This is a genomic window from Geodermatophilus sp. SYSU D00663 (assembly GCF_054050655.1).
On the sequence record NZ_JBJGZT010000031.1, the window covers coordinates 1 to 20,615 of the forward strand.

At 75.7% G+C, this 20,615-nt stretch carries 21 protein-coding genes; 9 read left to right on the plus strand and 12 right to left on the minus strand.

Annotation, left to right across the window (positions count from 1 at the left end):
* Positions 1-176 precede the first annotated feature (176 nt).
* Together ACI79Z_RS19820 and ACI79Z_RS19825 are read right to left on the minus strand one after the other, a co-directional pair.
* Entirely contained in the window at positions 177-377 is a 201-nt protein-coding gene (locus tag ACI79Z_RS19820; RefSeq protein ID WP_387986958.1) for a hypothetical protein, read from the minus strand.
* A 70-nt stretch (positions 378-447) separates the two neighbouring features.
* Complete coding sequence (locus ACI79Z_RS19825; RefSeq protein WP_456903580.1) at positions 448-756, minus strand: hypothetical protein; 309 nt, start codon at positions 754-756, stop codon at positions 448-450.
* Between the two features lie 219 nt (positions 757-975).
* On the opposite strand from ACI79Z_RS19825, the gene ACI79Z_RS19830 reads away from it, so the two are divergent.
* Complete coding sequence (locus ACI79Z_RS19830; RefSeq protein WP_456903581.1) at positions 976-3,606, plus strand: ExeM/NucH family extracellular endonuclease; 2,631 nt, start codon at positions 976-978, stop codon at positions 3,604-3,606.
* A 70-nt stretch (positions 3,607-3,676) separates the two neighbouring features.
* On the opposite strand, the gene malQ is transcribed toward ACI79Z_RS19830, so the two are convergent.
* Positions 3,677-5,566 carry a 4-alpha-glucanotransferase gene (malQ, locus tag ACI79Z_RS19835; RefSeq protein WP_456903582.1) on the minus strand — a complete coding sequence of 630 codons (1,890 nt, stop codon included), beginning with the start codon at positions 5,564-5,566 and terminating at the stop codon, positions 3,677-3,679.
* A gap of 216 nt (positions 5,567-5,782) precedes the next feature.
* Here malQ and ACI79Z_RS19840 point away from each other — a divergent pair, with 216 nt between their 5' ends.
* The 4 genes from ACI79Z_RS19840 (at position 5,783) to ACI79Z_RS19855 (ending at position 9,603) form a co-directional block, all read left to right on the plus strand.
* On the plus strand, positions 5,783-5,962 hold the full coding sequence (locus ACI79Z_RS19840) for a hypothetical protein (protein WP_456903583.1): 180 nt from the start codon (positions 5,783-5,785) through the stop codon (positions 5,960-5,962).
* Positions 5,963-5,971: 9 nt separating this feature from the next.
* Positions 5,972-7,045 carry a TIGR03885 family FMN-dependent LLM class oxidoreductase gene (locus ACI79Z_RS19845; protein WP_387986968.1) on the plus strand — a complete coding sequence of 358 codons (1,074 nt, stop codon included), beginning with the start codon at positions 5,972-5,974 and terminating at the stop codon, positions 7,043-7,045.
* Positions 7,046-7,189: 144 nt separating this feature from the next.
* Positions 7,190-8,863 carry an alpha-amylase family protein gene (locus tag ACI79Z_RS19850; RefSeq protein ID WP_456903584.1) on the plus strand — a complete coding sequence of 558 codons (1,674 nt, stop codon included), beginning with the start codon at positions 7,190-7,192 and terminating at the stop codon, positions 8,861-8,863.
* A gap of 128 nt (positions 8,864-8,991) precedes the next feature.
* The gene (locus ACI79Z_RS19855) at positions 8,992-9,603 is read left to right on the plus strand and encodes a hypothetical protein (RefSeq protein WP_456903585.1); all 612 of its coding nucleotides are present in this window, start codon (positions 8,992-8,994) and stop codon (positions 9,601-9,603) included.
* A gap of 7 nt (positions 9,604-9,610) precedes the next feature.
* Here ACI79Z_RS19855 and ACI79Z_RS19860 read toward each other — a convergent pair whose 3' ends face one another.
* From ACI79Z_RS19860 to ACI79Z_RS19875, 4 genes are all read right to left on the minus strand, one after another.
* Positions 9,611-10,351 (minus strand): hypothetical protein, encoded by a 741-nt coding sequence (locus ACI79Z_RS19860; protein WP_456903586.1) that lies wholly within the window; start codon positions 10,349-10,351, stop codon positions 9,611-9,613.
* Between the two features lie 119 nt (positions 10,352-10,470).
* Entirely contained in the window at positions 10,471-11,235 is a 765-nt protein-coding gene (locus ACI79Z_RS19865) for a sulfite exporter TauE/SafE family protein (protein WP_456903587.1), read from the minus strand.
* Positions 11,232-12,005: a sulfite exporter TauE/SafE family protein gene (locus ACI79Z_RS19870; RefSeq protein WP_456903588.1), complete on the minus strand. Its 774-nt coding sequence runs from the start codon at positions 12,003-12,005 to the stop codon at positions 11,232-11,234. Before ACI79Z_RS19870 ends, ACI79Z_RS19865 begins: the two co-directional genes overlap by 4 nt.
* On the minus strand, positions 12,002-14,554 hold the full coding sequence (locus ACI79Z_RS19875; RefSeq protein WP_387986984.1) for a DEAD/DEAH box helicase: 2,553 nt from the start codon (positions 14,552-14,554) through the stop codon (positions 12,002-12,004). The genes ACI79Z_RS19870 and ACI79Z_RS19875 overlap by 4 nt, the downstream gene beginning before the upstream one ends.
* 139 nt (positions 14,555-14,693) lie before the next feature.
* Between ACI79Z_RS19875 and ACI79Z_RS19880 the strand changes: the two genes are divergently transcribed.
* Complete coding sequence (locus tag ACI79Z_RS19880; protein ID WP_387986986.1) at positions 14,694-14,831, plus strand: hypothetical protein; 138 nt, start codon at positions 14,694-14,696, stop codon at positions 14,829-14,831.
* 101 nt (positions 14,832-14,932) lie between these two features.
* Positions 14,933-15,790 (plus strand): SDR family oxidoreductase, encoded by an 858-nt coding sequence (locus tag ACI79Z_RS19885; protein ID WP_387986989.1) that lies wholly within the window; start codon positions 14,933-14,935, stop codon positions 15,788-15,790.
* A gap of 84 nt (positions 15,791-15,874) precedes the next feature.
* On the opposite strand, the gene mmuM is transcribed toward ACI79Z_RS19885, so the two are convergent.
* Genes mmuM through ACI79Z_RS19900 form a run of 3 tightly spaced genes read right to left on the minus strand, consistent with a single transcriptional unit; the run spans position 15,875 to position 17,868 of the window.
* Complete coding sequence (gene mmuM / locus ACI79Z_RS19890) at positions 15,875-16,771, minus strand: homocysteine S-methyltransferase (RefSeq protein WP_456903589.1); 897 nt, start codon at positions 16,769-16,771, stop codon at positions 15,875-15,877.
* 13 nt (positions 16,772-16,784) lie between these two features.
* Positions 16,785-17,246, minus strand: a complete 462-nt coding sequence (locus ACI79Z_RS19895) for a group II truncated hemoglobin (RefSeq protein WP_387986994.1) — start codon at positions 17,244-17,246, stop codon at positions 16,785-16,787.
* Between the two features lie 40 nt (positions 17,247-17,286).
* Complete coding sequence (locus tag ACI79Z_RS19900) at positions 17,287-17,868, minus strand: dihydrofolate reductase family protein (RefSeq protein WP_456903590.1); 582 nt, start codon at positions 17,866-17,868, stop codon at positions 17,287-17,289.
* A 79-nt stretch (positions 17,869-17,947) separates the two neighbouring features.
* Between ACI79Z_RS19900 and ACI79Z_RS19905 the strand changes: the two genes are divergently transcribed.
* Positions 17,948-18,613, plus strand: a complete 666-nt coding sequence (locus tag ACI79Z_RS19905; RefSeq protein ID WP_456903591.1) for a winged helix-turn-helix transcriptional regulator — start codon at positions 17,948-17,950, stop codon at positions 18,611-18,613.
* Positions 18,614-18,680: 67 nt separating this feature from the next.
* Positions 18,681-19,160, plus strand: coding sequence for an alternative ribosome rescue aminoacyl-tRNA hydrolase ArfB (arfB, locus tag ACI79Z_RS19910; protein ID WP_387987001.1), 480 nt, complete (start codon positions 18,681-18,683; stop codon positions 19,158-19,160).
* A gap of 38 nt (positions 19,161-19,198) precedes the next feature.
* On the opposite strand, the gene ACI79Z_RS19915 is transcribed toward arfB, so the two are convergent.
* Entirely contained in the window at positions 19,199-19,846 is a 648-nt protein-coding gene (locus tag ACI79Z_RS19915; RefSeq protein WP_456903592.1) for an N-acetyltransferase, read from the minus strand.
* Positions 19,847-19,935: 89 nt separating this feature from the next.
* Positions 19,936-20,595, minus strand: coding sequence for a hypothetical protein (locus tag ACI79Z_RS19920; protein WP_456903593.1), 660 nt, complete (start codon positions 20,593-20,595; stop codon positions 19,936-19,938).
* Between the last annotated feature and the right edge of the window lie 20 nt (positions 20,596-20,615).

Consider the following 20,615-nt stretch of genomic DNA (forward strand, 5'->3'; position numbering starts at 1 on the left):
GGGGGGGGGGGGGGGGTGGTGGGGGTGGTGGGGGGGGGGGCGGCGGGGCGGGGGGGGGGGGGGGGGGGGGGGGCCCCCCCCCCCCCCCCCCCCCCCCGGGAGATGACGGGCTGTGCGGCCCTCCTGCAGGGACCCGCGCGAGCCCAGCGAGGGGTCGGGAGCAGGAGGGTCCTCCCTCAGTCGGTGGCGGAGTGGAACTCCGCGCCGGCCGGGTCGGCGTCGTCGGAGCCGACGGCCTGCCGCTCCTGCTCGGTGCGGTGCTGCAGCCAGTCGTCGTCGGGCCGCGGGTCGGTCTTGCCGTGCTGCTGACGGTCGCGCGGCGCCGACTCCTCGGTGTCCATGACGTCGTCGAGGGTCGGGCGGTCGGGTTCGGTCATCGCAGTGCCTCCGCTGCGTCGTCGTCGATCGGTCCCGGAGGCCATAGCCGTCGAAGGGGGCGGGAAACCCCTAGCGCTGCTCGAGCGACCCGGCCGGCAACCAGGCCTCGACGAGCACCGGGCCGTGCGGCCCGGGGACGGCGTAGGCGACCCGGCCCTGCCAGCCGCCGGCGGACTGGCGCCACTCCACCAGCAGGCCGGGGACGGTCCCGTCCGCACCGGGCGGGGTCAGCACCCAGCAGTGCCGGCCCGCCGCCGGCTCCCTCGCAGGCGGCCGGGGCGGCGGTGCCCCCGGGGGCGGGGCCGGCGCGACGCCGGAGTCCGCGGCGCGCTCGCCGAGCGACGGCTGCGACCTGCCCCGCTGCATCCCGCCTGCCACCCGGGCAGTCTGACACGGTGGTCGAACACGTGTTCGGACGGCGGGCTGCGGGCGCCGTGTCGCCGTGTCGGCGTGTCGACTCGGCGACACGCCGACATGTCGGTGATCCCGGTCACACTCCGTGCGGGGAGTCACCCACTCGTCACTCATCGTTGTTGGAGTGTGCACCGCGACTGCTTAGCGTCGCTCACGTCCTGGCACCTGCCCGAAGGGTCCTCCGTGCTCTCATCAACCGGCTCCCGGCGCCTGCTCGCGCGCCGGGCGGCACTCGGCGCCGCTGCCGTGGCCGTCGCCGTCGTGGGTCTCCCGGCCACCGCCTCCGCGGCCGCGCCGACCGCCCCGTTCATCTCCGAGATCCACTACGACAACGCCGGCGCTGACGCCGACGAGTTCGTCGAGATCCACATCCCGGCCGGTATGAGTTCAGCGGGGCTCTCGGTCGTCCTCTACAACGGCAGTGGGGGAGCCTCGTACGCGACGCTGGACGTCCCGTCGGTCACCGCGCCTCCAGACGGGCCCGCGGTCGCGGTCGTCGCCGGGCCGACCAGCGGCATCCAGAACGGTTCCCCTGACGGTGTGGCACTCGTGCGCGGCACCGAGGTCCTCGAGTTCCTGTCCTACGAGGGCCAGTTCACGGCGACGGCCGGCCCGGCGAGCGGCATGCTCAGCACGGGGATCGGGGTGAGCGAGGCCGGTACCGAGCCCGCAGGGCAGTCGCTCTCGCGGACCTACGACGCGGCCAGTGACGCGCTGGTGTGGGCGGGTCCCGCGACCACGTCGAAGGGCGCGGTCAACGCGGCCGCACCCGCGACGCCGCCGCCCGTGACGACCGGCGGCTGCGACGCGACGCCCACGCACGAGATCGGCGCTGTCCAGGGCGACGGCGCCGCCAGCCCGATCACCGGGCAGACGGTCACCGTGCGTGGCGTGGTCGTTGGCGATGTCCCGGGTCTGTCCGGTTTCTATCTGCAGGACGCTGACGGCGACGGCAGCGCCGTCACCTCCGACGGCGTCTTCGTCTTCAGCCCCGTGGCGGTCGACCTCGGCGACACCATCGCCGTGACCGGCCAGGTGCAGGAGTACAGCGGCCAGACGCAGATCGCCGCGCGCACCGACGTCGCGGTCTGCGCCGACGGCACCGCGGCGAGCCTGCCGCCGGCCGCCCCGCTCGACCTGCCTGCCGACGCCGCTACCCGCGAGCGGCTCGAGGGCATGCGCGTCGCCCCGGCCGACCAGCTCACCGTCAGCGAGGTCTACGACCTCACCAGCTACGGCGAGCTGACCCTCTCCGCGGGTGGCGTGCTGGTGCAGCCCACGGAGATCGCCCGCCCGGGTTCCGACGCAGCCGAGGCCGTGGCGGCGGACAACGCCGCCCGCAAGATCACCCTCGACGACGGCGTCAGTGCTCGTGTCACGGTGACCACGCGGCCCCACCTGTCGCCCACCACCCCGGTGCGGGTCGGTGACCAGCTGCGTCTCCAGGAGTCGCTGGTCCTCGGCGAGGGCTTCGGCACCTACCGCCTGCAGCCGGCCGACGGCACCGCCGCCGACGTCTTCGCGCCGCAGAACACGCGCCCCGCCGCTCCGGCGCCGATCGGCGGCGACGTCCGGCTGGGCACGTTCAACGTGCTCAACTACTTCCTGACCTTCGGCGGGGAGGGCCGGGGTGCCGCCGACCAGACCGAGCTCGAGGAGCAGGCGGCCAAGGAGGTCGCGGCGATCCGTGGTCTCGGCGCCGACGTCGTCACCCTGCTCGAGATGGAGGACACCGACTCCACCGGGTTGACCCCCGGGAACGCGGACACGGCACTGGCCGACCTGGTCCGTCGGCTCAACGCCGCGGAGGGCTCGCCGGTCTGGAGCCACGTGCCGATGCCGGATGAGCTCTACGCCGTCGACCGCGACGTCATCCGCAACGCGGTCATCTACCGCAACGACGTCGTCCAGCCGGTGGGTGACCCGGTCGGCCTGGTCGACGAGGCGGTGTGGTCCAACGCACGCGAGCCGCAGGCCCAGACCTTCGTCAAGGACGGTGACGCGTTCACCGTGGTCGCCAACCACTTCAAGTCCAAGAGCCCCGGCGACCCGACCGGCGACAACGTCGACACCGGTGACGGTCAGGGGGAGTGGAACGGCGACCGCGTCCGCCAGGCGCGGTCGGTGGCAGCCTTCGCCGCCCAGCTCGCCCGGAGCACCGGCGACCCGGATGTGATCCTGCAGGGCGACCTCAACGCCTACTCGCAGGAGGACCCGATCGAGGTCCTGCGCGAGGCCGGGTTCACCGACCTCGGCGAGGCGCTCGACCCGGGCCGGTACAGCTACGTGTACGACGAGCTCTCCGGCTCGCTCGACCACGCGCTGGCCACGGCGTCGCTGGCGGACAAGGTCACCGACACGGCCCACTGGAACATCAACTCGGTCGAGTCGTTCGCCTACCAGTACACCGGTGACCCGGCCCTGTACGCGCCGGACCCCTACCGCTCCAGCGACCACGACCCGCTGGTCGTCGGGATCGACCTGCAGGAGCGCTGCAACGGCCTGCGGCCCACCATCACCGGCACCCCCGGGGACGACGTCCTGCGCGGCACCAACGGCGTCGACGTGATCACGGGTCTCGGCGGCGAGGACACCATCAGCGGCGGCAACGGCGACGACGTCGTCTGCGGCGGCGCCGGCGACGACACGCTCTCCGGGGAGAACGGTGCCGACGTGCTGCTCGGCGGGTTCGGCCTCGACACGCTCGCCGGCGGGAACGGCGACGACACGCTCGTCGGTGGTCCCGGCAGGGGCGACGTCCTGACCCAGGGCCGTGGCACCGGCAGCAGCGAGCAGGACGGCCGCGAGTCCTGATCCGCGGCTGAGAACGCGTCCGGCGCGGCACCCCGAGCGGGTGCCGCGCCGGACTCGTCCCGCGGGCCGGTCAGTCCCGACGGGCCTCCCCGCCGGCCTGCTCGCCGATCGCGTCCTCCTCGGGGTCGGTCGTCGCGAGCACGCCCGCGGCGAGGGTCTGCGCGACCTCCTGCAGCAGCGGGTGCCCCGCGAGCTCCTCGACGGGCACCGGCAGCGGCAGCGACCAGTTGGGCCGGTCGGTGGTGCCGGGCATGTTGGGCCGGCGGCGGACGGCGAGCGCGTCGTCGAGGGTGGCCGACAACAGCAGCGACGGCGCCCGCCCGAGCAGCTCGTGCGCCCGCTTGACCGCCGTCTCCGGCTTCGCGTTCCTCCGCAGCCCCGGCAGCCGCTCCAGCAGCGACCGCCGGCCGCGCTCGAGCTCCTCGTCGCTGCCGGTGCCGTGCTCGCGCTGCTCCTCGACGTCGGCCCCGGTCCACAGTCCCGCCACGGTGGGCAGGTCGTGGGTGGTGATCGCGGCCATGGCCTCCTCGGGCCACTCGGCGGGGTCGTCGTCCTCGAACCACAGCAGCCGGTAGCTGAGGATGCCGTGCTCGGCCATGGCCTCCCGGACGCCGTCCTCGACCGTGCCGAGGTCCTCGCCGACGACGACGGCCCGCGCCCGGTGGCTCTCCAGTGCCACGATGTCCAGCAGGTCCTCGGCGGGGTAGCGGACGTAGGCGCCGTCGGCTGCGCTGCCGCCCGAGGGCACCCACCACAGCCGGAACAGGCCCATCACGTGGTCGATGCGCAGGCCGCCGGCGCCGGCCATCGTCGCGCGGATGGACTCGACGAACGGCTCGTAGTCCCACTCCTGCAGCCGCCACGGCACCAGCGGCGGGGAGCCCCAGTCCTGGCCCTGCGCGTTGAACTCGTCCGGCGGCGCCCCGACGGTCGCGCCCTGCGCGAGCACCCCCTGCCAGGTCCAGGCGTCGGCGCCGCCGCCGGCCACGCCGATGGGCAGGTCCTGGATGACCGTCATGCCCTCCGCGGCGCGCTCGAGCTGCAGCGACAGGCACCACTGCAGCCAGGCGTGGAAGGCGACGTCGCGCTCGTGCTCGGCCGCGAAGGAGCCGACGGCGCCGCTGCGCGGGTCGCGCAGCTCCTCGGGCCAGGTGTGCCAGTCGGGGCCGTGGACGTCGGCCAGGGCGCACCAGGTGGCCCAGTCCTGCAGCTTCTGCCCCTGGTGCCACCACCAGTCGGGGAAGGCGGGGTCGTCGCGGCCGGTGGCGTCGAACACCCGGCGCAGCGCCTCGCGCTTGCGGGCCCAGATCGCGTCGCGGTCGATCAGGTCGCCCTCGGACAGGGCGCGGCCGGCGTCGCCGTCGAGGTCGACGCGGTCGGCGCCGGGCACCTCCTCGACGCGGAGGTACACGGGGTTGCGGAAGCGGCGGGTGGCCGGCAGGTAGGGGCTGGCCTCCTGCTGCGGCGTCGGCGCGACGGCGTGCAGCGGGTTGATCAGCACGAAGCCCGCGCCCTGGCCGGCGGCCATCTCACGGACGGCGCGCAGGTCGGCGAGGTCGCCGATGCCCCAGCTGCCGCGGCTGCGGGTGGCGTAGAGCTGCACCGCCCAACCCCACGCGCGGTCCTCGGGCAGCCAGCACCGACCGGGGGACACGATCAGCCGGCGCCGCGGGCCGCCGGGCGCCTGCAGCCAGTGGTAGCCGAGCGGGAAGTCGGCGGGCAGCTCGCCGTCGACGTGCCGGGTGGACCCGTCCTCGAGGGTCACCTCGGCCTCGTCGACCTCCAGGACGTCGCCGGGGCGGGCGACGATGGGCGCCCGGTGCTCGAGGTCCTCCGGCGGCTCGCCGATCACCTCCCGCAGGCGGTCGATGGTGGCCTGGGCGACCTCGTGTTCCTCGTCGAGGGCGTCGAGCCAGGTGGCGTCGATGCCCCACCGGTCGGTGTCGGGGGTGCGTGTCACCCCCCGATCCTCCGGGCGCGCGGGGGTGATCGCAGCGCAGGGGACGCAGTGGTGCCGGTTACCCCGCTCACCGCTCCCGCCGCGTGCGGCAGGCCGGGCCCGTGGACTGGCTGCTCGTGCACCCACCACTGCCCGGCCCCGCGGCGCTCGGCCCGCTCGCCGCGGAGCTGCGCGCCCGCGGCGCCAGGGCCGCCGTCCCCGACCTCCGGGGGGCTGGTGCAGGACCCGGTGGCCGCCCGGGTCCGCGGCCGGCCGGTCGCCGGCGACGGCCGCGGCGCACACCTCGACGTCGCCACGGACCCCGCGCGGGTGGCCGGGCTGCTGGGTTGGGCTGCTGGGCTGGGCTGCCGGGCTGAGCTGGGCCGTCGCCTGGCCGGGCGGCCCCGGCTGCGGTAGGCACGACCGGTGACCGTGATCGGCTTCCACAACTCGCACGAGCAGGTGCACCCGGCCGATCTGCTGGCCGCCGTCCAGCACGCGGAGGAGGTGGGCTTCACCGCGGCGATGTGCTCGGACCACTTCGCGCCCTGGAACTCCAACCAGGGGCACTCCGGGTTCGCCTGGTCGTGGCTCGGCGCCGCGCTCGCCACCACCGGCCTGCCCTGCGGGGTGGTCAACGCCCCCGGGCAGCGGTACCACCCGGCGGTCATCGCGCAGGGTGCGGCGACGCTGGCGGCGATGTTCCCCGGCAGGTTCTGGATGGCGCTGGGCAGCGGGCAGGTGATGAACGAGCGCATCACCGGCACGCCGTGGCCGCCCAAGCGGGTGCGCGACGCGCGGCTGCGCGAGTGCGTCGACGTCATCCGGGCGCTGCTGGCCGGCGAGGAGGTCACCCACCGCGGCCTCGTGGCCGTCGAGCGGGCGCGCATCTGGTCGCTGCCCGAGCAGCAGCCGGCGCTGATCGGCCCGGTGATGAGCGTCCCGACGGCGCGGCGGCACGCCGACTGGGCCGACGGGTTCATCACCATCAACCAGCCGCACGAGACCCTGCGCGAGCTGGTCGGCGCCTACCGGGACGCCGGCGGCCAGGGCCGACTGGTGCTGCAGGTCCACCTGTGCTGGGACCCCGACCCGGAGCGCGCGCGAGCCATCGCCCACGAGCAGTGGTTCACCAACACCTTCCCGCCGCCGCTGTGCTGGGACCTCGACGGGCCGGAGGCGTTCGAGCAGGCCAGCGCGTACACACCGCAGGAGGCGGTGGAGGGCGCGGTGCGGGTCAGCTCCGACCTCGGGCAGCACGCCGCCTGGCTGGCGGAGTACGTCGAGCTCGGTTTCGACGAGATCTACCTGCACCACGTGGGCAAGGAGCAGCGGCCCTTCCTCGACGCGTTCGGCGAGCACGTGCTGCCGCAGCTCGGCGTCACCGAGCCCGAGCCGGCGGTGGCGCTCGACGGTCCCGGCGGGCCGCGCCGTCCGCGGCAGGAGCCCGAGCCCGGGGCGCCCACCGTGCTCCCCGAGGGCCGGCCCCCCGCGCGTTGACGATCGGGTCCGTGCCGCTCCCGTCGGCGTGTCGGCGCGTGTCGCGGACACGCAGCCGGTGATCGACTCCCGGAGGAGCGCGGGTCCAGCGAGACCCCACCGTCCTGTTGCCCGGGGCGCGCGGGGCCGACAGGGTCGCGGGGCATGAAGATCACCGACACGGCCGACCTGTGGTGGAAGACGGCGGTCGTCTACTGCCTCGACGTCGAGACGTACCTGGACTGGAACGACGACGGCACCGGTGACTTCGCGGGCCTGGCCCAGCGCATCGACCACCTCGCCGACCTCGGCGTCACCTGCCTGTGGCTGATGCCCTTCTATCCCACGGCCGAGCGGGACGACGGCTACGACATCACCGACTTCTACGGCGTCGACCCGCGGCTGGGCAGCCACGGCGACCTGGTCGAGGTCGTCCGCACCGCCAACGACCGCGGCATCCGGGTGATCGCCGACCTCGTCGTCAACCACACCTCCATCGAGCACCCGTGGTTCCGGCAGGGCCGGCGCAGCAAGGACGACCCGTTCCACGACTTCTACGTCTGGCGCGACGACGAGCCGCCGGACACCTCCGACCAGGTCGTCTTCCCCGACCAGGAGGACTCGGTCTGGACGTTCAACGAGCCGACGGGGGAGTGGTACCTGCACCGCTTCTACAAGGAGCAGCCCGACCTCGACGTGACCAACCCGCGGGTCCGCGACGAGGTCGCCAAGATCATGGGCTTCTGGCTGCAGCTGGGGCTGTCGGGCTTCCGCGTCGACGCCGTCCCCTTCTTCCTGGAGACCGAGGGCGGCGCCGACGCCGACCGCTTCCCCGACCCGCACGAGTACCTGCGGGCGCTGCGCTCCTTCCTCAGCCGCCGCACCGGCAGCGGCGTGCTGCTGGGCGAGGTGAACCTGCCGCACGAGCAGCAGCGCGACTTCTTCGGCGGCGACGACGGCGACGAGCTGACCATGCTCTTCGACTTCGTCGGCATGCAGGCGATGTACCTGTCCCTGGCCCGCGCCGACGCCGGCCCGCTGACGAAGGCGCTGGTCGAGCGCCCGTTCGTCGACCCCGACAGCCAGTGGGCCACCTTCGTGCGCAACCACGACGAGCTCACCCTGGACAAGCTGTCCGAGGACGAGCGCAAGGAGGTCTTCGCCGCCTTCGGCCCCGAGGAGCGCATGCAGGTCTACGGCCGCGGCCTGCGCCGCCGGCTGCCGCCCATGCTCGACGGCGACCCGCGGCGGGTGCGCATGGTCTACAGCCTGCTGTTCTCGCTGCCCGGCACGCCGGTGCTCTTCTACGGCGAGGAGATCGGCATGGGCGAGGACCTCGACGCCGAGGGCCGGCTCGCCGTCCGGACGCCGATGCAGTGGACCGCCGGGCGCAACGGCGGGTTCTCGACCGCCGACGCCGACCGGCTGCCCGGGCCCGTGGTCACCGGCGGCTTCGCCCCGGAGTTCGTCAACGTCGCCGACCAGCGCCGCGACCCGGACTCGCTGCTGTCGTTCGTGAAGCTGCTCATCCGCCGCTACCGCGAGTCGCCGGAGCTGGGCTGGGGCTCGTTCCGGGTGATCGAGCAGCCGCACCGCGAGGTGCTCGCGCACGTCTGCGAGTGGGACGACGGCACGCTGGTCGCCGTCCACAACCTCGGTCCCGAGCCGCGCGTGGTGCCGCTGGTGCTCGAGGGCTGCGACGCCTCGCACCGGCTGGAGGACCTGCTGGTCACCCGGACGACGCCCCTCGGCGACGACGGCGCGGCGGAGCTGGCGCTCGAGGGCTACGGGTACCGCTGGCTGCGCGTGGTCGCCGAGGACGGCCGCCGGCTGCTCTGACGCCCCGTCACTCCGGGGCGACGCACCGTGGTCGCGCGCCGCGGCGCCCCGCGGCGGGACCGGCGGGTCCCGCCGCGCCCGGCCGACCTGCGCGGACCTGTCGGAGGGGCGTCCTAGCGTCGCCGGCGATGACCGAGCCCGCCGTCCCCGCACGTCCCGCCCCGCCGACCGCGCCCGCCACCGCCCCCGTGCAGTACCCGCCCGGCGACCCGGGCGCGGGCGGGGCGACCGCCGCCGGCCAGGCGTCCCCCGGAACCGCCGCCCCTGCCCCCGGCGGCCCTCCGGGCGGACCGGGCACGGGCGGGCCGTCGACGGGCGGGCCCGCGCCCGGCGGCGAGACGGGCTCCTCCCCGACCGGGCCGGTGCCCGGCCGGCCGCCGGTGGTCCGCCCCCGCCGGAGCGACCCGCTGACCCGCATGGGCCCGTGGGCGCCGCTCGCCGGCGCGGTCCTCGGCCTGCTGGCCGGGGTGGTCGCCGTCCTGCTGCTCGGCGGGCGGGCCGAGGCGTTCGCCGAGCGCCTGGCGCTGGTGTTCCTCGTCGTCGGACTGGTGATGCTCGGCGCGGCCGGGGCACTGCTGGCCGACGAGGTGCGGCTGGTCCGCCGCGGCGCCCGGGAGGCCACGGTGCGGCCGGCCTGGGTGGAGGCGACCGCGGGGCTGATCAACGGGCTGACCCCGGCCCGCCTGCTGCTCGGCTCCAGCGCGTTCGTGCTCTTCCTCGCCGCCTACACGGCCCGCTAGCGGCACGTCAGCCCATCGCGTCGGAGTCGCTCAGCGTGGCGGGGTCCAGCCGACCCGCGACGATGTCTTCGGCGAGGTCGTCGACCACCCGCCCGGTGGCGAAGGCGTGCGCGCGCAGCACGGCGAGGGTGTCCACGACGTCGAGGCCGAGCGCCACCGTGGCGAGGCCGGTGGCCTGCCACACACGGCTGCGCCGGCGGGCGTCGGGGGCGTCCCACCACCGGGCCCCGCCCTCGTCGGCCACCCCGCCGGCGGCCCGCACCAGCTCCTCGGTCAGGCACACGACGACCGCCTCGACGTCGTCGCGCGGGACGCCGGTGAGCGTGGCCAGCTCCCGCGCGTAGAGGTCGACGATCACCGTGGGCCCCAGCGGCGGGGCCAGCGGCACCGAGAACACCGCGCGGTAGGGCGTCTCGCCGAGCAGCGCCTCGTGCAGCTCGGGCCAGTTGCGCTGGATGTCCTCGATGTCGAAGACGATGGCGCTGCCGGTGTCGTGGGCGCGCAGGCACGGGCCGTCGCCGGCGGTGAACTGCAGCTGCTCGGCCCGCGAGGTGGTGCGGTCGCTCGCGCCGATCGGCGTCCGCAGCCCGGCGCCCTCGTGGATGCTCAGCGCCGCGCCGTCCACCCGGACCGCCTGGGCCGCCGCCCGGGCCAGCCGGGAGGGCACCATCTCCGGGCCGTCCTCCCCGGTCCCGGGCGGGTCCTGCAGTGCGTCCAGGAACCGCGTCGCCGCGTCACTCGCCGTCACCCGTCCACTCCCGTCGTCCCGGTCACCGGTCCTGCCGGTGGCTGCGTCCCGGACCTGCGCGTCCCCCGACCCGTGGTCACCTTGGTCCAGCGGCCGCGCGCGCACCACACCGGGGGACCTCATCCGTAGGCCTGCACGGCGAGGACGACGGCCAGGCCCAGCCCGGCCAGCGCGATCAGCCGCCGCAGGAGGGCCTGCGGCACGCGCCGCACGACGCGCGGCCCGAGCCGTCCCCCCGCCAGGCAGCCCAGCGCCAGCGGCAGCGCGGCGCTCCAGGCCACCGGCGCGAGCACCACGAACCCGACGGCGGCCACCCCGTTCACCGCACCCAGCACGACGTTCTTCAGCGCGTTGCCGCGCGGCAGGCCCTCGCCGGTGCCCAGCAGCACCAGCGCGAGCAGCAGCACCCCGGCGGCGGCGCCGAAGTAGCCGCCGTAGACCGCGACGACGCCGGTGCCGGCGACCAGCCACCACGGGTCCCGGGCGCCGTGCAGCCGGCGGCCCTCCGCGGCCAGCTCGCCCGGCGGCCGCTGCAGCAGGATGGCCAGCGCCGCGCCGCCGATGAGCAGCGGGACCAGCCGCTCGAACGCCTCCGCCGGGGTGAGCAGCAGCAGCGCGGCCCCCGCCGTCCCCCCGACGACCCCCGCGACGGCCAGCGGCACCAGCCGGCGGCCCTGCCCGGCCAGCTCCGGCCGGGACGCGCTCACCGACCCCACGCTGGTGAGCACCAGCGCGACGGTGTTGGTGACGTTGGCGGTCACCGGCGGCAGCCCGGTGGCCAGCAGCGCCGGGTAGCTCACCAGCGAGGCCAGCCCGGCGATGCTGCCCGCCAGCCCGGCGCCGACCCCGGCGAGGACCAGCAGCAGCCACTCCAGCGCGTTCACCGGGCCACCAGCACCCCGATGGCCACGCAGCCGAGGACGACGATCGCCGTCCGCAGGGCCGCCGCGGGCAGCCGGCGGCCGAACCGGGCGCCGAGCGCGCCGCCCACCACCGAGCCGCCGGCGACCAGCCCGGCGGCGGCCCAGTCGACCCGGTCGGTGGCGACGACGACGTAGGCCGTCGCGGCGACGGCGTTCACCGCGGCGCTGAGCACGTTCTTGAGCGCGTTGAGGCGCTGCAGCGGCTCGGCCAGCAGCAGCCCGAACACGCCCATCTGCAGCACGCCCTGGCTGGCGGCGAAGTAGCCGCCGTAGCTGCCGGTCGCGTACGCGCCGGCGACCAGGCCGGCCAGCCGCCACCTGCGGGGCGGCGCGCCGTCGTCGGTGCGGCGGGCGGCCAGCCGGCGGGTCAGCAGCGGCTGGACGGCGACCAGCACCACGGCCAGCCCCACCAGGACCGGGACCACCGCCTCGAACGCCGCCGCCGGCAGGTGCAGCAGCAGGACCGCGCCGGTCAGCGCGCCCAGCACCGACGCCGGCAGCAGCCGCAGCACCAGCCCGCGCTGCCCGGCGAGTTCCCGTCGGTAGCCGACCGCGCCGCTGACGTTGCCCGGCACGAGCCCCAGCGTGTTGGACACGCTCGCGGTGACCGGCGGCAGCCCGGTGGCCAGCAGCACCGGGAAGGTCACCAGCGTCCCGGACCCGACGACGGCGTTGATCGCGCCCGCCGCACCCCCGGCGGCGAGCACGGCGAGCACCTCGGCGGGGGTCACGCGTCCTTGCGGCCGGCGTCGACGACGCGCAGCACCAGCTCGCCGGCCTCGTCGGAGGCGGCCAGGTCGACCTCGGCGTCGATGCCCCAGTCGTGGTCGCCGGCCGGGTCGTCGACGATCTGCCGCACCCGCCAGACACCGGGCTCGCTCCGGTCCCACACCAGCAGCGCCGGCCCGCGGGCGTCGGCGCCGGTGCCCACCTCGGCGTGCTCGGCGAAGTAGCCGCGGACCACCTCGCCCCACCGCTCGGCGTCCCAGCCGGAGCCGGCGTCGAGCTCGCCGAGGTCGTACCAGCGGCGCCGCGCCCACAGCTGCACCCGTGCGAACAGCGCGTTGCGGACCATCGCGGTGAACGCCCGCTCGTTGCCGGTCAGCGGCCGGGCCCGCGCCGGGACGGCGACCGGCTCGTCCAGCGGCTGGTCCGGGCTGGTCAGCTGCTCCCACTCGTCGAGCAGCGAGGAGTCCACCTGCCGCACCAGCTCACCCAGCCACTCGACGACGTCGGTGACCTCCTCGGTGCGCGCGGCCGCGGGCACGCCGGACCGCAGCGCCTTCACCGCGTCGGAGAGGTAGCGCAGCACCGCGCCCTCGGAGCGGGTCAGCCCGTAGGTGGACACCAGCTCCTTGAACGTCATCGCCCGCTCCCACGTCTCGCGGACGACGGACTTCGGTGAGGGGTGCGCGTCGGCGGCCCACGGGTTGCTGCGCACGTAGACGGCGAAGGCGTGCTCGAGCAGCTCCTCGAGCGGCTTCGGGTAGGTGACGTCCTCGAGCAGCTCGATCCGCTCGTCGTACTCGATGCCCTCGGCCTTCATCTGCGCGACGGCCTCGCCGCGCGCCTTGTTCAGCTGCGCGGCCAGGATCTGCCGCGGGTCGTCGAGGGTGGCCTCGACGACGCTGACGACGTCGAGGGCGAAGGTGTCCGAGGCGGGGTCGAGCAGCTCGATCGCGGCGAGGGCGAACGTCGACAGCGGCTGGTTGAGCGCGAAGTCCGGCGGCAGGTCGACCGTCAGCCGGTAGCGGCGGCCGTCGGGCTCCGGCTCGGGCAGCCGCTCCAGCACGCCGGCCTGCAGCAGCGAGCGGGCGATGCCGACCGCCTCGCGGATGAGCCGCAGCTGCCGCTTGCGCGGCTCGTGGTTGTCGGTGAGCAGCCGGCGCACCGCCGCGACCGGGTCGCCGGGCCGGTCGGCGACGTCGAGCAGCATCGCCGTCGTCACCCGCATGTGGCTGGTCAGCGGCTCGGGCTCGGCGGCGACCAGGCGCTCCATGGTCGCCTTCGACCACGGCACCATCCCCTCGGGCGCCTTCTTGCGGACCAGCTTGCGGCGCTTCTTCGGGTCGTCGGCGACCTTGGCGAACTGCCGCAGGTTCTCCACCTCGTGCTCCGGCGCCTGGACGACGACGGTGCCCGCCGTGTCGTAGCCGGCGCGCCCGGCCCGCCCCGCGATCTGGTGGAACTCGCGGGCGTTGAGCAGCCGGGTGCGGCTGCCGTCGTACTTGCTCAGCGCGGAGAACACGACGGTGCGGATCGGCACGTTGATGCCGACGCCGAGGGTGTCGGTGCCGCAGATGACCTTGAGCAGCCCGGCCTGGGCCAGCTGCTCCACCAGCCGCCGGTACTTGGGCAGCATCCCGGCGTGGTGGACGCCGATGCCGTGGCGCACCAGCCGCGACAGCGTCGTCCCGAAGGCCGAGGTGAACCGGAAGCCGCCGATCGCGTCGGCGATCGCGGCCTTCTCCTCCTTGGTGCACACGTTGACGCTCATCAGCGCCTGTGCCCGCTCGAGCGCCTGCGCCTGGGTGAAGTGCACGACGTAGACCGGCGCCTGCCTGGTGTCCAGGAGCTCCTGGATGGTCTCGTGCGCCGGCGTCGTCGCGTACCAGTGGTGCAGCGGCACCGGGCGCTCGGCGCCGGCGACCAGCGCGGTGGGCCGGCCGGTGCGGCGGGTGAGGTCCTCGCGCAGCGCGTCGGTGTTGCCGAGCGTGGCGCTCATCAGGAGGAACTGCGCGTCGGTGAGCTCCAGCAGCGGCACCTGCCAGGCCCACCCGCGGTCGGGGTCGCCGTAGAAGTGGAACTCGTCCATGACGACGAGGCCGATGTCGGCGCCGGCGCCCTCGCGCAGCGCCACGTTGGCCAGCACCTCGGCCGTGCAGGCGATGACCGGCGCGCCGGCGTTGACGCTCGCGTCGCCGGTGAGCATGCCGACGTTGGCCGCGCCGAACACCCCGCACAGCGCGAAGAACTTCTCGCTGACCAGGGCCTTGATCGGCGCGGTGTAGAAGCTGCGCCGCCCGGCCGCCATCGCCGCGTACTGCGCGCCGGTGGCCACCAGGGACTTGCCCGACCCGGTCGGCGTCGCGAGGACGACGTTCGCGCCGCTGACCAGCTCGATCAGCGCCTCCTCCTGGTGCGGGTACAGCGGCGTGCCGCCGTCCTCGGCCCAGGCCGCGAAGGAGGTGAACAGCTCGTCGGGGTCGCTGCCGCGCGCCCGGAGGGCGGTGAGGTCGCCGGGGTCGTCGAGCAGGGGGAGGGGCGCGGTCGCGGTCATCGTGGGGAACAGCGTGCCCGACGGTCACGGCCTTCCCGGACGCCGGGGCGACGTCACGAAACGGTCACGACCCGCCCGGTGGGGTGTGGCGCGGATCGCCTCCGTCCGTCAAAGTGAACAGCAGGTGAACGGAAGGTGGATGAGGCGCGTGCTGGAGAAGAACTGCCCGGAGTGCCACTGGGTGACGGTGACCGACGCCGACGGGCGTCGCCGGATCGAGATGCGGTGGGGTTCGCCGCAGCCGGCCGCGCAGGCGAAGCCGCGGCGCGCGGCCTGAGGCCGTCCGGGTTCCGCACGGGATCGCACGGGTAGGCGCTCGCCGAGGGCGGGACGGGGAGCAGACCCGGCCCGCCGGTCCCGCGAGCAGGAGGAGCCCCCGTGTCGTCACCCCGCCCCGAGTCCCAGCCCGAGCAGCAGCAGACCCCGCCGGGGACCCTCGGCGAGATGGACCCCAAGCCCGACCACGGTGAGGAGACCTACCGCGGGTCGGGCCGGCTGACCGGCAAGGCCGCGGTCATCACCGGCGGCGACAGCGGCATCGGTCGCGCCGTCGCGATCGCCTTCGCCCGCGAGGGCGCCGACGTGCTCATCTCCTACCTCTCCGAGCACGAGGACGCCGAGGACACCAAGAAGTACGTCGAGGAGGCCGGGCGCCGGTGCGTGCTGGTCGCCGGTGACCTCTCCGACCGCGCGCACGCCAAGACGATCATCCCGAAGGCCGTCGAGGAGTTCGGCAAGGTCGACGTCCTGGTGAACAACGCCGCGTTCCAGATGTCGCACGACAGCCTGGAGGAGGTCTCCGACGAGGAGTGGGACCACACGGTGGCCACCAACCTCACGGCGATGTTCACCCTCTGCAAGGACGTCATCCCGCACATGCCGTCGGGCGGGTCGATCATCAACTCGTCGTCGGTGAACTCCGACATGCCGAGCCCGAGCCTCGCGCCGTACGCGATGACCAAGGCCGGCATCGCGAACTTCACCGCGAGCCTCGCGCAGATGTACGCGGAGAAGGGCATCCGGGCCAACAGCGTCGCGCCCGGGCCGGTCTGGACGCCGCTGATCCCCGCCACCATGCCCGAGGAGAAGGTGGCCAGCTTCGGGCAGCAGGTGCCGATGGGCCGCGCCGGCCAGCCGGCCGAGCTCGCGCCGGTGTACGTGCTGCTGGCCAGCGACGAGGCGTCCTACGTGTCGGGCGCGCGCGTCGCGGTGACCGGCGGCAACCCGATCCTGTAACGCCGTCCGCGGATGATCAGCTGAGCTCACGCTGACGCGTCCTGGCTCACCGTCGGCGGTGGGCCAGGACGCGGCACGATCAGCTCAGCTGATCGTGCGGGCCAGCGCGGCGACGTCGGCCGGGCGCACCCGGCAGCAGCCGCCGACCAGCCGAGCGCCCGCGGCCACCCACGCCGCGGCGTCGCCGGCCGCGATCCCGCCGGTGCCCGTCCAGCGCCGCGCCGCAGCGTCCCACGCCTCCCCGCTGTTGGGGTACGCCACCAGCGGCACCCCGGCGGCCGCCGCGGCCGTCAGCGCCGGGAGCACCCCGGCCGGGTCGGTGCAGTTGACGCCGACGCCGACCACCTCCGGCACCCCGCGCGCCATCGCGAACACGTCCGCCGCGCGCTCGCCGCGGCGGGTGCGCGCCACGCCGTCGGCGTCGACGACGGTGGTCAGCGACAGCCACACCGGCACGCCCAGCGACGTGGCCTCGGCCAGCACCGCCTCCACCTCGGCGGCGGCGGGCAGCGTCTCGCAGGCGAGCACGTCGGCGCCGGCGTCGGCGAGCGCGGCCATCCGCGGCCGGTGGAAGGCGCGCAGCCGGTCGACGCCGACCTCGGCCGCGTAGGCGCCGGTGTACTCCGAGCCGTCGGCCAGCGCGGCGCCGTACGGCCCGACCGACCCGGCGACCCACGACCCCGGCGCCCCCTCCCGGGCCAGCGCCACCGAGCGGGCGACCAGCGCCAGCGCCTCGTCCCGGTCCACCCCGGCCGCGGCGAACCCCTCGACGGTTGCCTGGTAGCTCGCCGTCGTCGCCACCTGGGCCCCGGCGGCGGCGAACGCGGCGTGCGCGGCGACGACGGCACCGGGGTCGTCGCGCAGCAGCCGCGCCGACCACAGCGCCGAGGCGACGTCGTGCCCGCGGGCCTCGAGCTCGGTGGACAGGCCGCCGTCGAGCAGGACCGGGCCGGCGGCGAGGGCGGCGGACAGGGAGGTCACCGCCCCATCGTCCTCACGAGGGCTGGTACGGCGGCGCCACACCCCAGCCCCAGCGCGGCACCGGGGCGTGCTCGACGACGGCGGCGCCCTCCTGCGAGTTGGCCAGCGCCAGGCGGGTGCCCCACTCGACGTAGCCGACGAAGGCCGCGCGGAACTCGGGGTCGTCGGGCAGCCCGGCGTCGTCGGCGGCGCGGCTCATCAGCGTGGCGAAGCGGAACCGCTGCTCGGGCACCAGCCGCAGCCGGCGGTGGTGGGCGAGCATCCGCTCGTACCCGCCCAGCTGCTCGGTGTAGAGCGGCGGGCCGCCGAAGACCTCGCACCACCAGGCGGTGACGTGCGCGCGGTGCGCCTCGGACACGCCGCCGGGGAAGAGCGGGCCGAGCAGGTCGTCCCGCTCGACCCGGTCGTAGAACGCGTCGATCAGGCGCCGGAAGGCCGGTGCACCGCCGGCCCACTCGTAGAGCGTGGGTGGCACGGCGGCCAGCGCACCACGGTCCCGGGCGGCGGGGAAGGGCTCAGCGCGCGAGGCGGTAGTGGGACAGGACGACGCCGGTCGTCGTCGCCACCGACTCGACCAGCTCCCAGCGCAGGTGCGCGCCGGCCGGGAACAGGGTGCGTCCGCCGCCCAGGGCGACCGGCGCGACGGCGAGCCACGCGTCGTCCACCAGGCCCGCCGGGAGCAGGGTGGTCAGCAGGTCGGGGCTGCCGAGGACGGTGAGGTCGGTGTCGACGGTGGCCTTGAGCTCCGCGACGGTGGCGGCGGCGTCGCCGGCGAGGACCGTGGTGTTCTCCCACGTCGGTGCGTAGCCCGGGTCCCGGGTGACCACGTACTTCCGCTTGGCGTCGAGCACCGGGCCGAACGGGTTGTCGGTGGTGCCCGCCCACGCGGCCTGCATCGACTCGAAGGTGCGCCGGCCGAACAGCATGGCGCCCTCGCCCGCCATGCCGCGGCCCATGACCTCGCCGAGGACGCCGTCGGGATAGGGCGCGAACCAGCCCCCGTGGGCGAACCCGCCGCGGGTGTCCTCGTCCGGTGAGCCCGGCGCCTGCACGACGCCGTCCAGGCTGACGTTCTCCACGATGCTGATCCGGCCCACGACTCCTCCTCCGATCGGTTGCTACGGATTCAGTAGTAGTGGCTAGGTCTGACAAAGTGCAAGGGGTAGCCTCGGCCGCGTGCCGGACCGCCGCAGCTACGGCGACCCGTGCGGGGTCGCCCGCGCTCTCGACGTCGTGGGGGAGCGGTGGGCGCTGCTCGTCGTCCGCGAGCTGCTGCTCGGCCCCAAGCGCTACACCGACCTGGCGCGCGGGCTGGGCGCCAGCAGCCCGACCGTGCTGAGCCAGCGGCTGCGCGACCTGGAGGCGGCCGGGATCGTCACGCGGTCGATGGCCGGGCCGCCGGTGGGCGGGCGGGTCTACGCGCTCACCTCGCGCGGGCGCGAGCTCGAGGACGTGCTGCTCGCGCTCGGCCGGTGGGGCTCGCGCACGGTGCAGACCTCGGCCGGTGAGCTGGGTACCGACGCGTTCGTGCTCGCGCTGCGCACCGTCGCCGACCCCGCGCGGCTGGCCGGGTGGTCGGCGCGGGTGGAGCTCGCCGTCGACGACCCCGCGGCGCCCGACCGGGTCACCCTCACCGTCGCCGACGGCCGGCTGTCCGCCGTCCGCGGCACGACCGGCGCACCGGATGCCGTCCTGTCCGGCGCGCCGGCGGTGCTGCGCCCGGTCGCCTTCGGCCGCCGGTCCCTCGACGACGCCCTGGCTGCCGGGGACCTGCGCGTCGACGGCGACGTCGAGGTCGTGCGCCGCCTGTTGGGCGCGCTCGTCCCGCCGGTCCCGGCCTGACCTCCGCGATCACGGATCTGGCGTGGCGACGCGCCGGGCGACGTCGGCGTGTCCCCACGGGAGCGCCGTGATCGCGGACGACCAGGCCGTCGACGAGACTGGGCGCGTGCCCGGCAGCGACGACACCAGCGGAGACCTCCCGGTCACCGGCTCCCTCGTCGTCCCCGCCGCGGCGCTGGCGTGGCGCTTCTCGCGGTCCTCGGGGCCGGGCGGGCAGGGCGTCAACACCGCCGACTCCCGCGTCGAGCTGTCGGTCGCGCCGCTGGAGCTGCGCGGGCTGACCGACGGGCAGCGGCAGCGGCTGGCCGAGCGGCTGGGCCCGCGGCTGGTCGACGGCGTCCTGACCGTCGTCGCCGGCGAGCACCGCCAGCAGCTGCGCAACCGGGCCGCGGCCCGCGAGCGGCTCGCCGCGGTGCTGCGCGCCGCCCTGGCCGCGCCGCCACCGCCGCGCCGGCGCACGAAGCCGACCCGCGGCTCGCAGGAGCGGCGGATCGCGGAGAAGAAGCGCCGCGGCGAGCTCAAGCGCCGCCGCGGCAGCTGGGAGTGAGGACGCCTGCGAGCGGTGGGGGGCGAGGGGGTCCCCCGTCAGAGCTCCGGCATGGGCACGCCCGGCGGCCGCACCGCCACCCACAGCGGCAGCTGCCCGTCGGCCGAGCGGGTCGCCTGCGTCACCTCGAACCCCAGGCCGCGGGCGAAGCGCACGACCGCCCAGGCGGGGGCGACCAGCGCGGCGGGGACCCCGTCGGCGTCGCAGCGGGCCAGCACCGGCGCGAGCACCGCGCCGCCGAGCCCGCGACGGCGCGAGCGCGGCCGGGTGGCCAGCGCGCGCAGCCGCCAGTGCGGGCCCTCGGGCAGCGCGGCGGCGAGCTGGGCCTCGGTGCGGGCGACGGCGTCGGCGCGGTCGGCGTGCAGCCGCGGCACCTCCCGTTCCAGCGCCGCGCGGACGTCGGCCGGCACCGGCGTCGCGGCCCCGGCGGGGGCGTCCCACGAGGCGACGGCGTCGACGTCCTCGCTGACCCAGGTCGTGCCGGTGGCGACCCCGCGGTGGCCGGCGTCGAGCTCGGCCAGCCGGGTGAGCCGCTGCGTGCGCCCGTCCAGCGGCAGCGCCCAGCGCACCCACCGCGACTCGGCCAGCGCCACGGTGAGGGTGGCGGCGATGCGCGGCACGTCGCGCGGCTCGGCCGCCCGGACCACCGGGACGCCGACGTGGACCGTCGGCCCGGGTTCGCTCATGCCAGCCATGACACCACGGCGCACGCAGGGCCCGGACACGACCGTGGGGCCGGCCCCCGGGACGGGACCGGCCCCACGGGGCGTCGGACTCAGACGTCGAAGCCGGCGCGGTCGACCTTGCGGTGGTAGCGGGTACCGAGCTTGCCGCCCAGGATCGCGCCGAGCAGCGTGGCCAGGAGCGCGGCGGTGCCGGCGACGATCCCGGCGGTGGTCAGGGTGTCCCCGCCGATCGGGATGCTGGGCAGGTTGAGCTGCGAGAGCACGTCGTACTCCGAGCCGAGCACCGCGCCGAGGACGGCGAGGACGACGGCGACCAGCAGGCCGACCACCCACACGGCGATGCCCTGCCGGACCCCGTCGAAGCGGGCCGTGCGCCCGGCGACGTAGCCGCCGGCGAGGTGGGCCGGGAACAGCACGACCAGCAGCGTGGTGCCGCCGATGACGCCGATGGTGTCGGCCTGTGCGGTGGCCTGGTCGGCGGCCTGGTCGGCGGCCTGGTCGGCGGCCTGGTCGGTGGCCTGGTCGGCGCTGGACACCTGGGTCAGGCCGAAGGCGACGCCGGCGGCGGACAGCAGGGCCAGCAGGACCACGGCCAGGCCGTTGGCGGACAGCCAGCCGAAGAAGGCCGCTCCCCACGTGATGCCGCCGAAGCGCTCGTGCTGCGCGTCGACGGCGTCACGGGCCTTCCCGCGGGTGGCCGACGCACCGACCGAGCCGGAGGTGGCGTCGCCGCCGGGAGGGGAGCTCATGGTGCCTTCCCGACGGGATC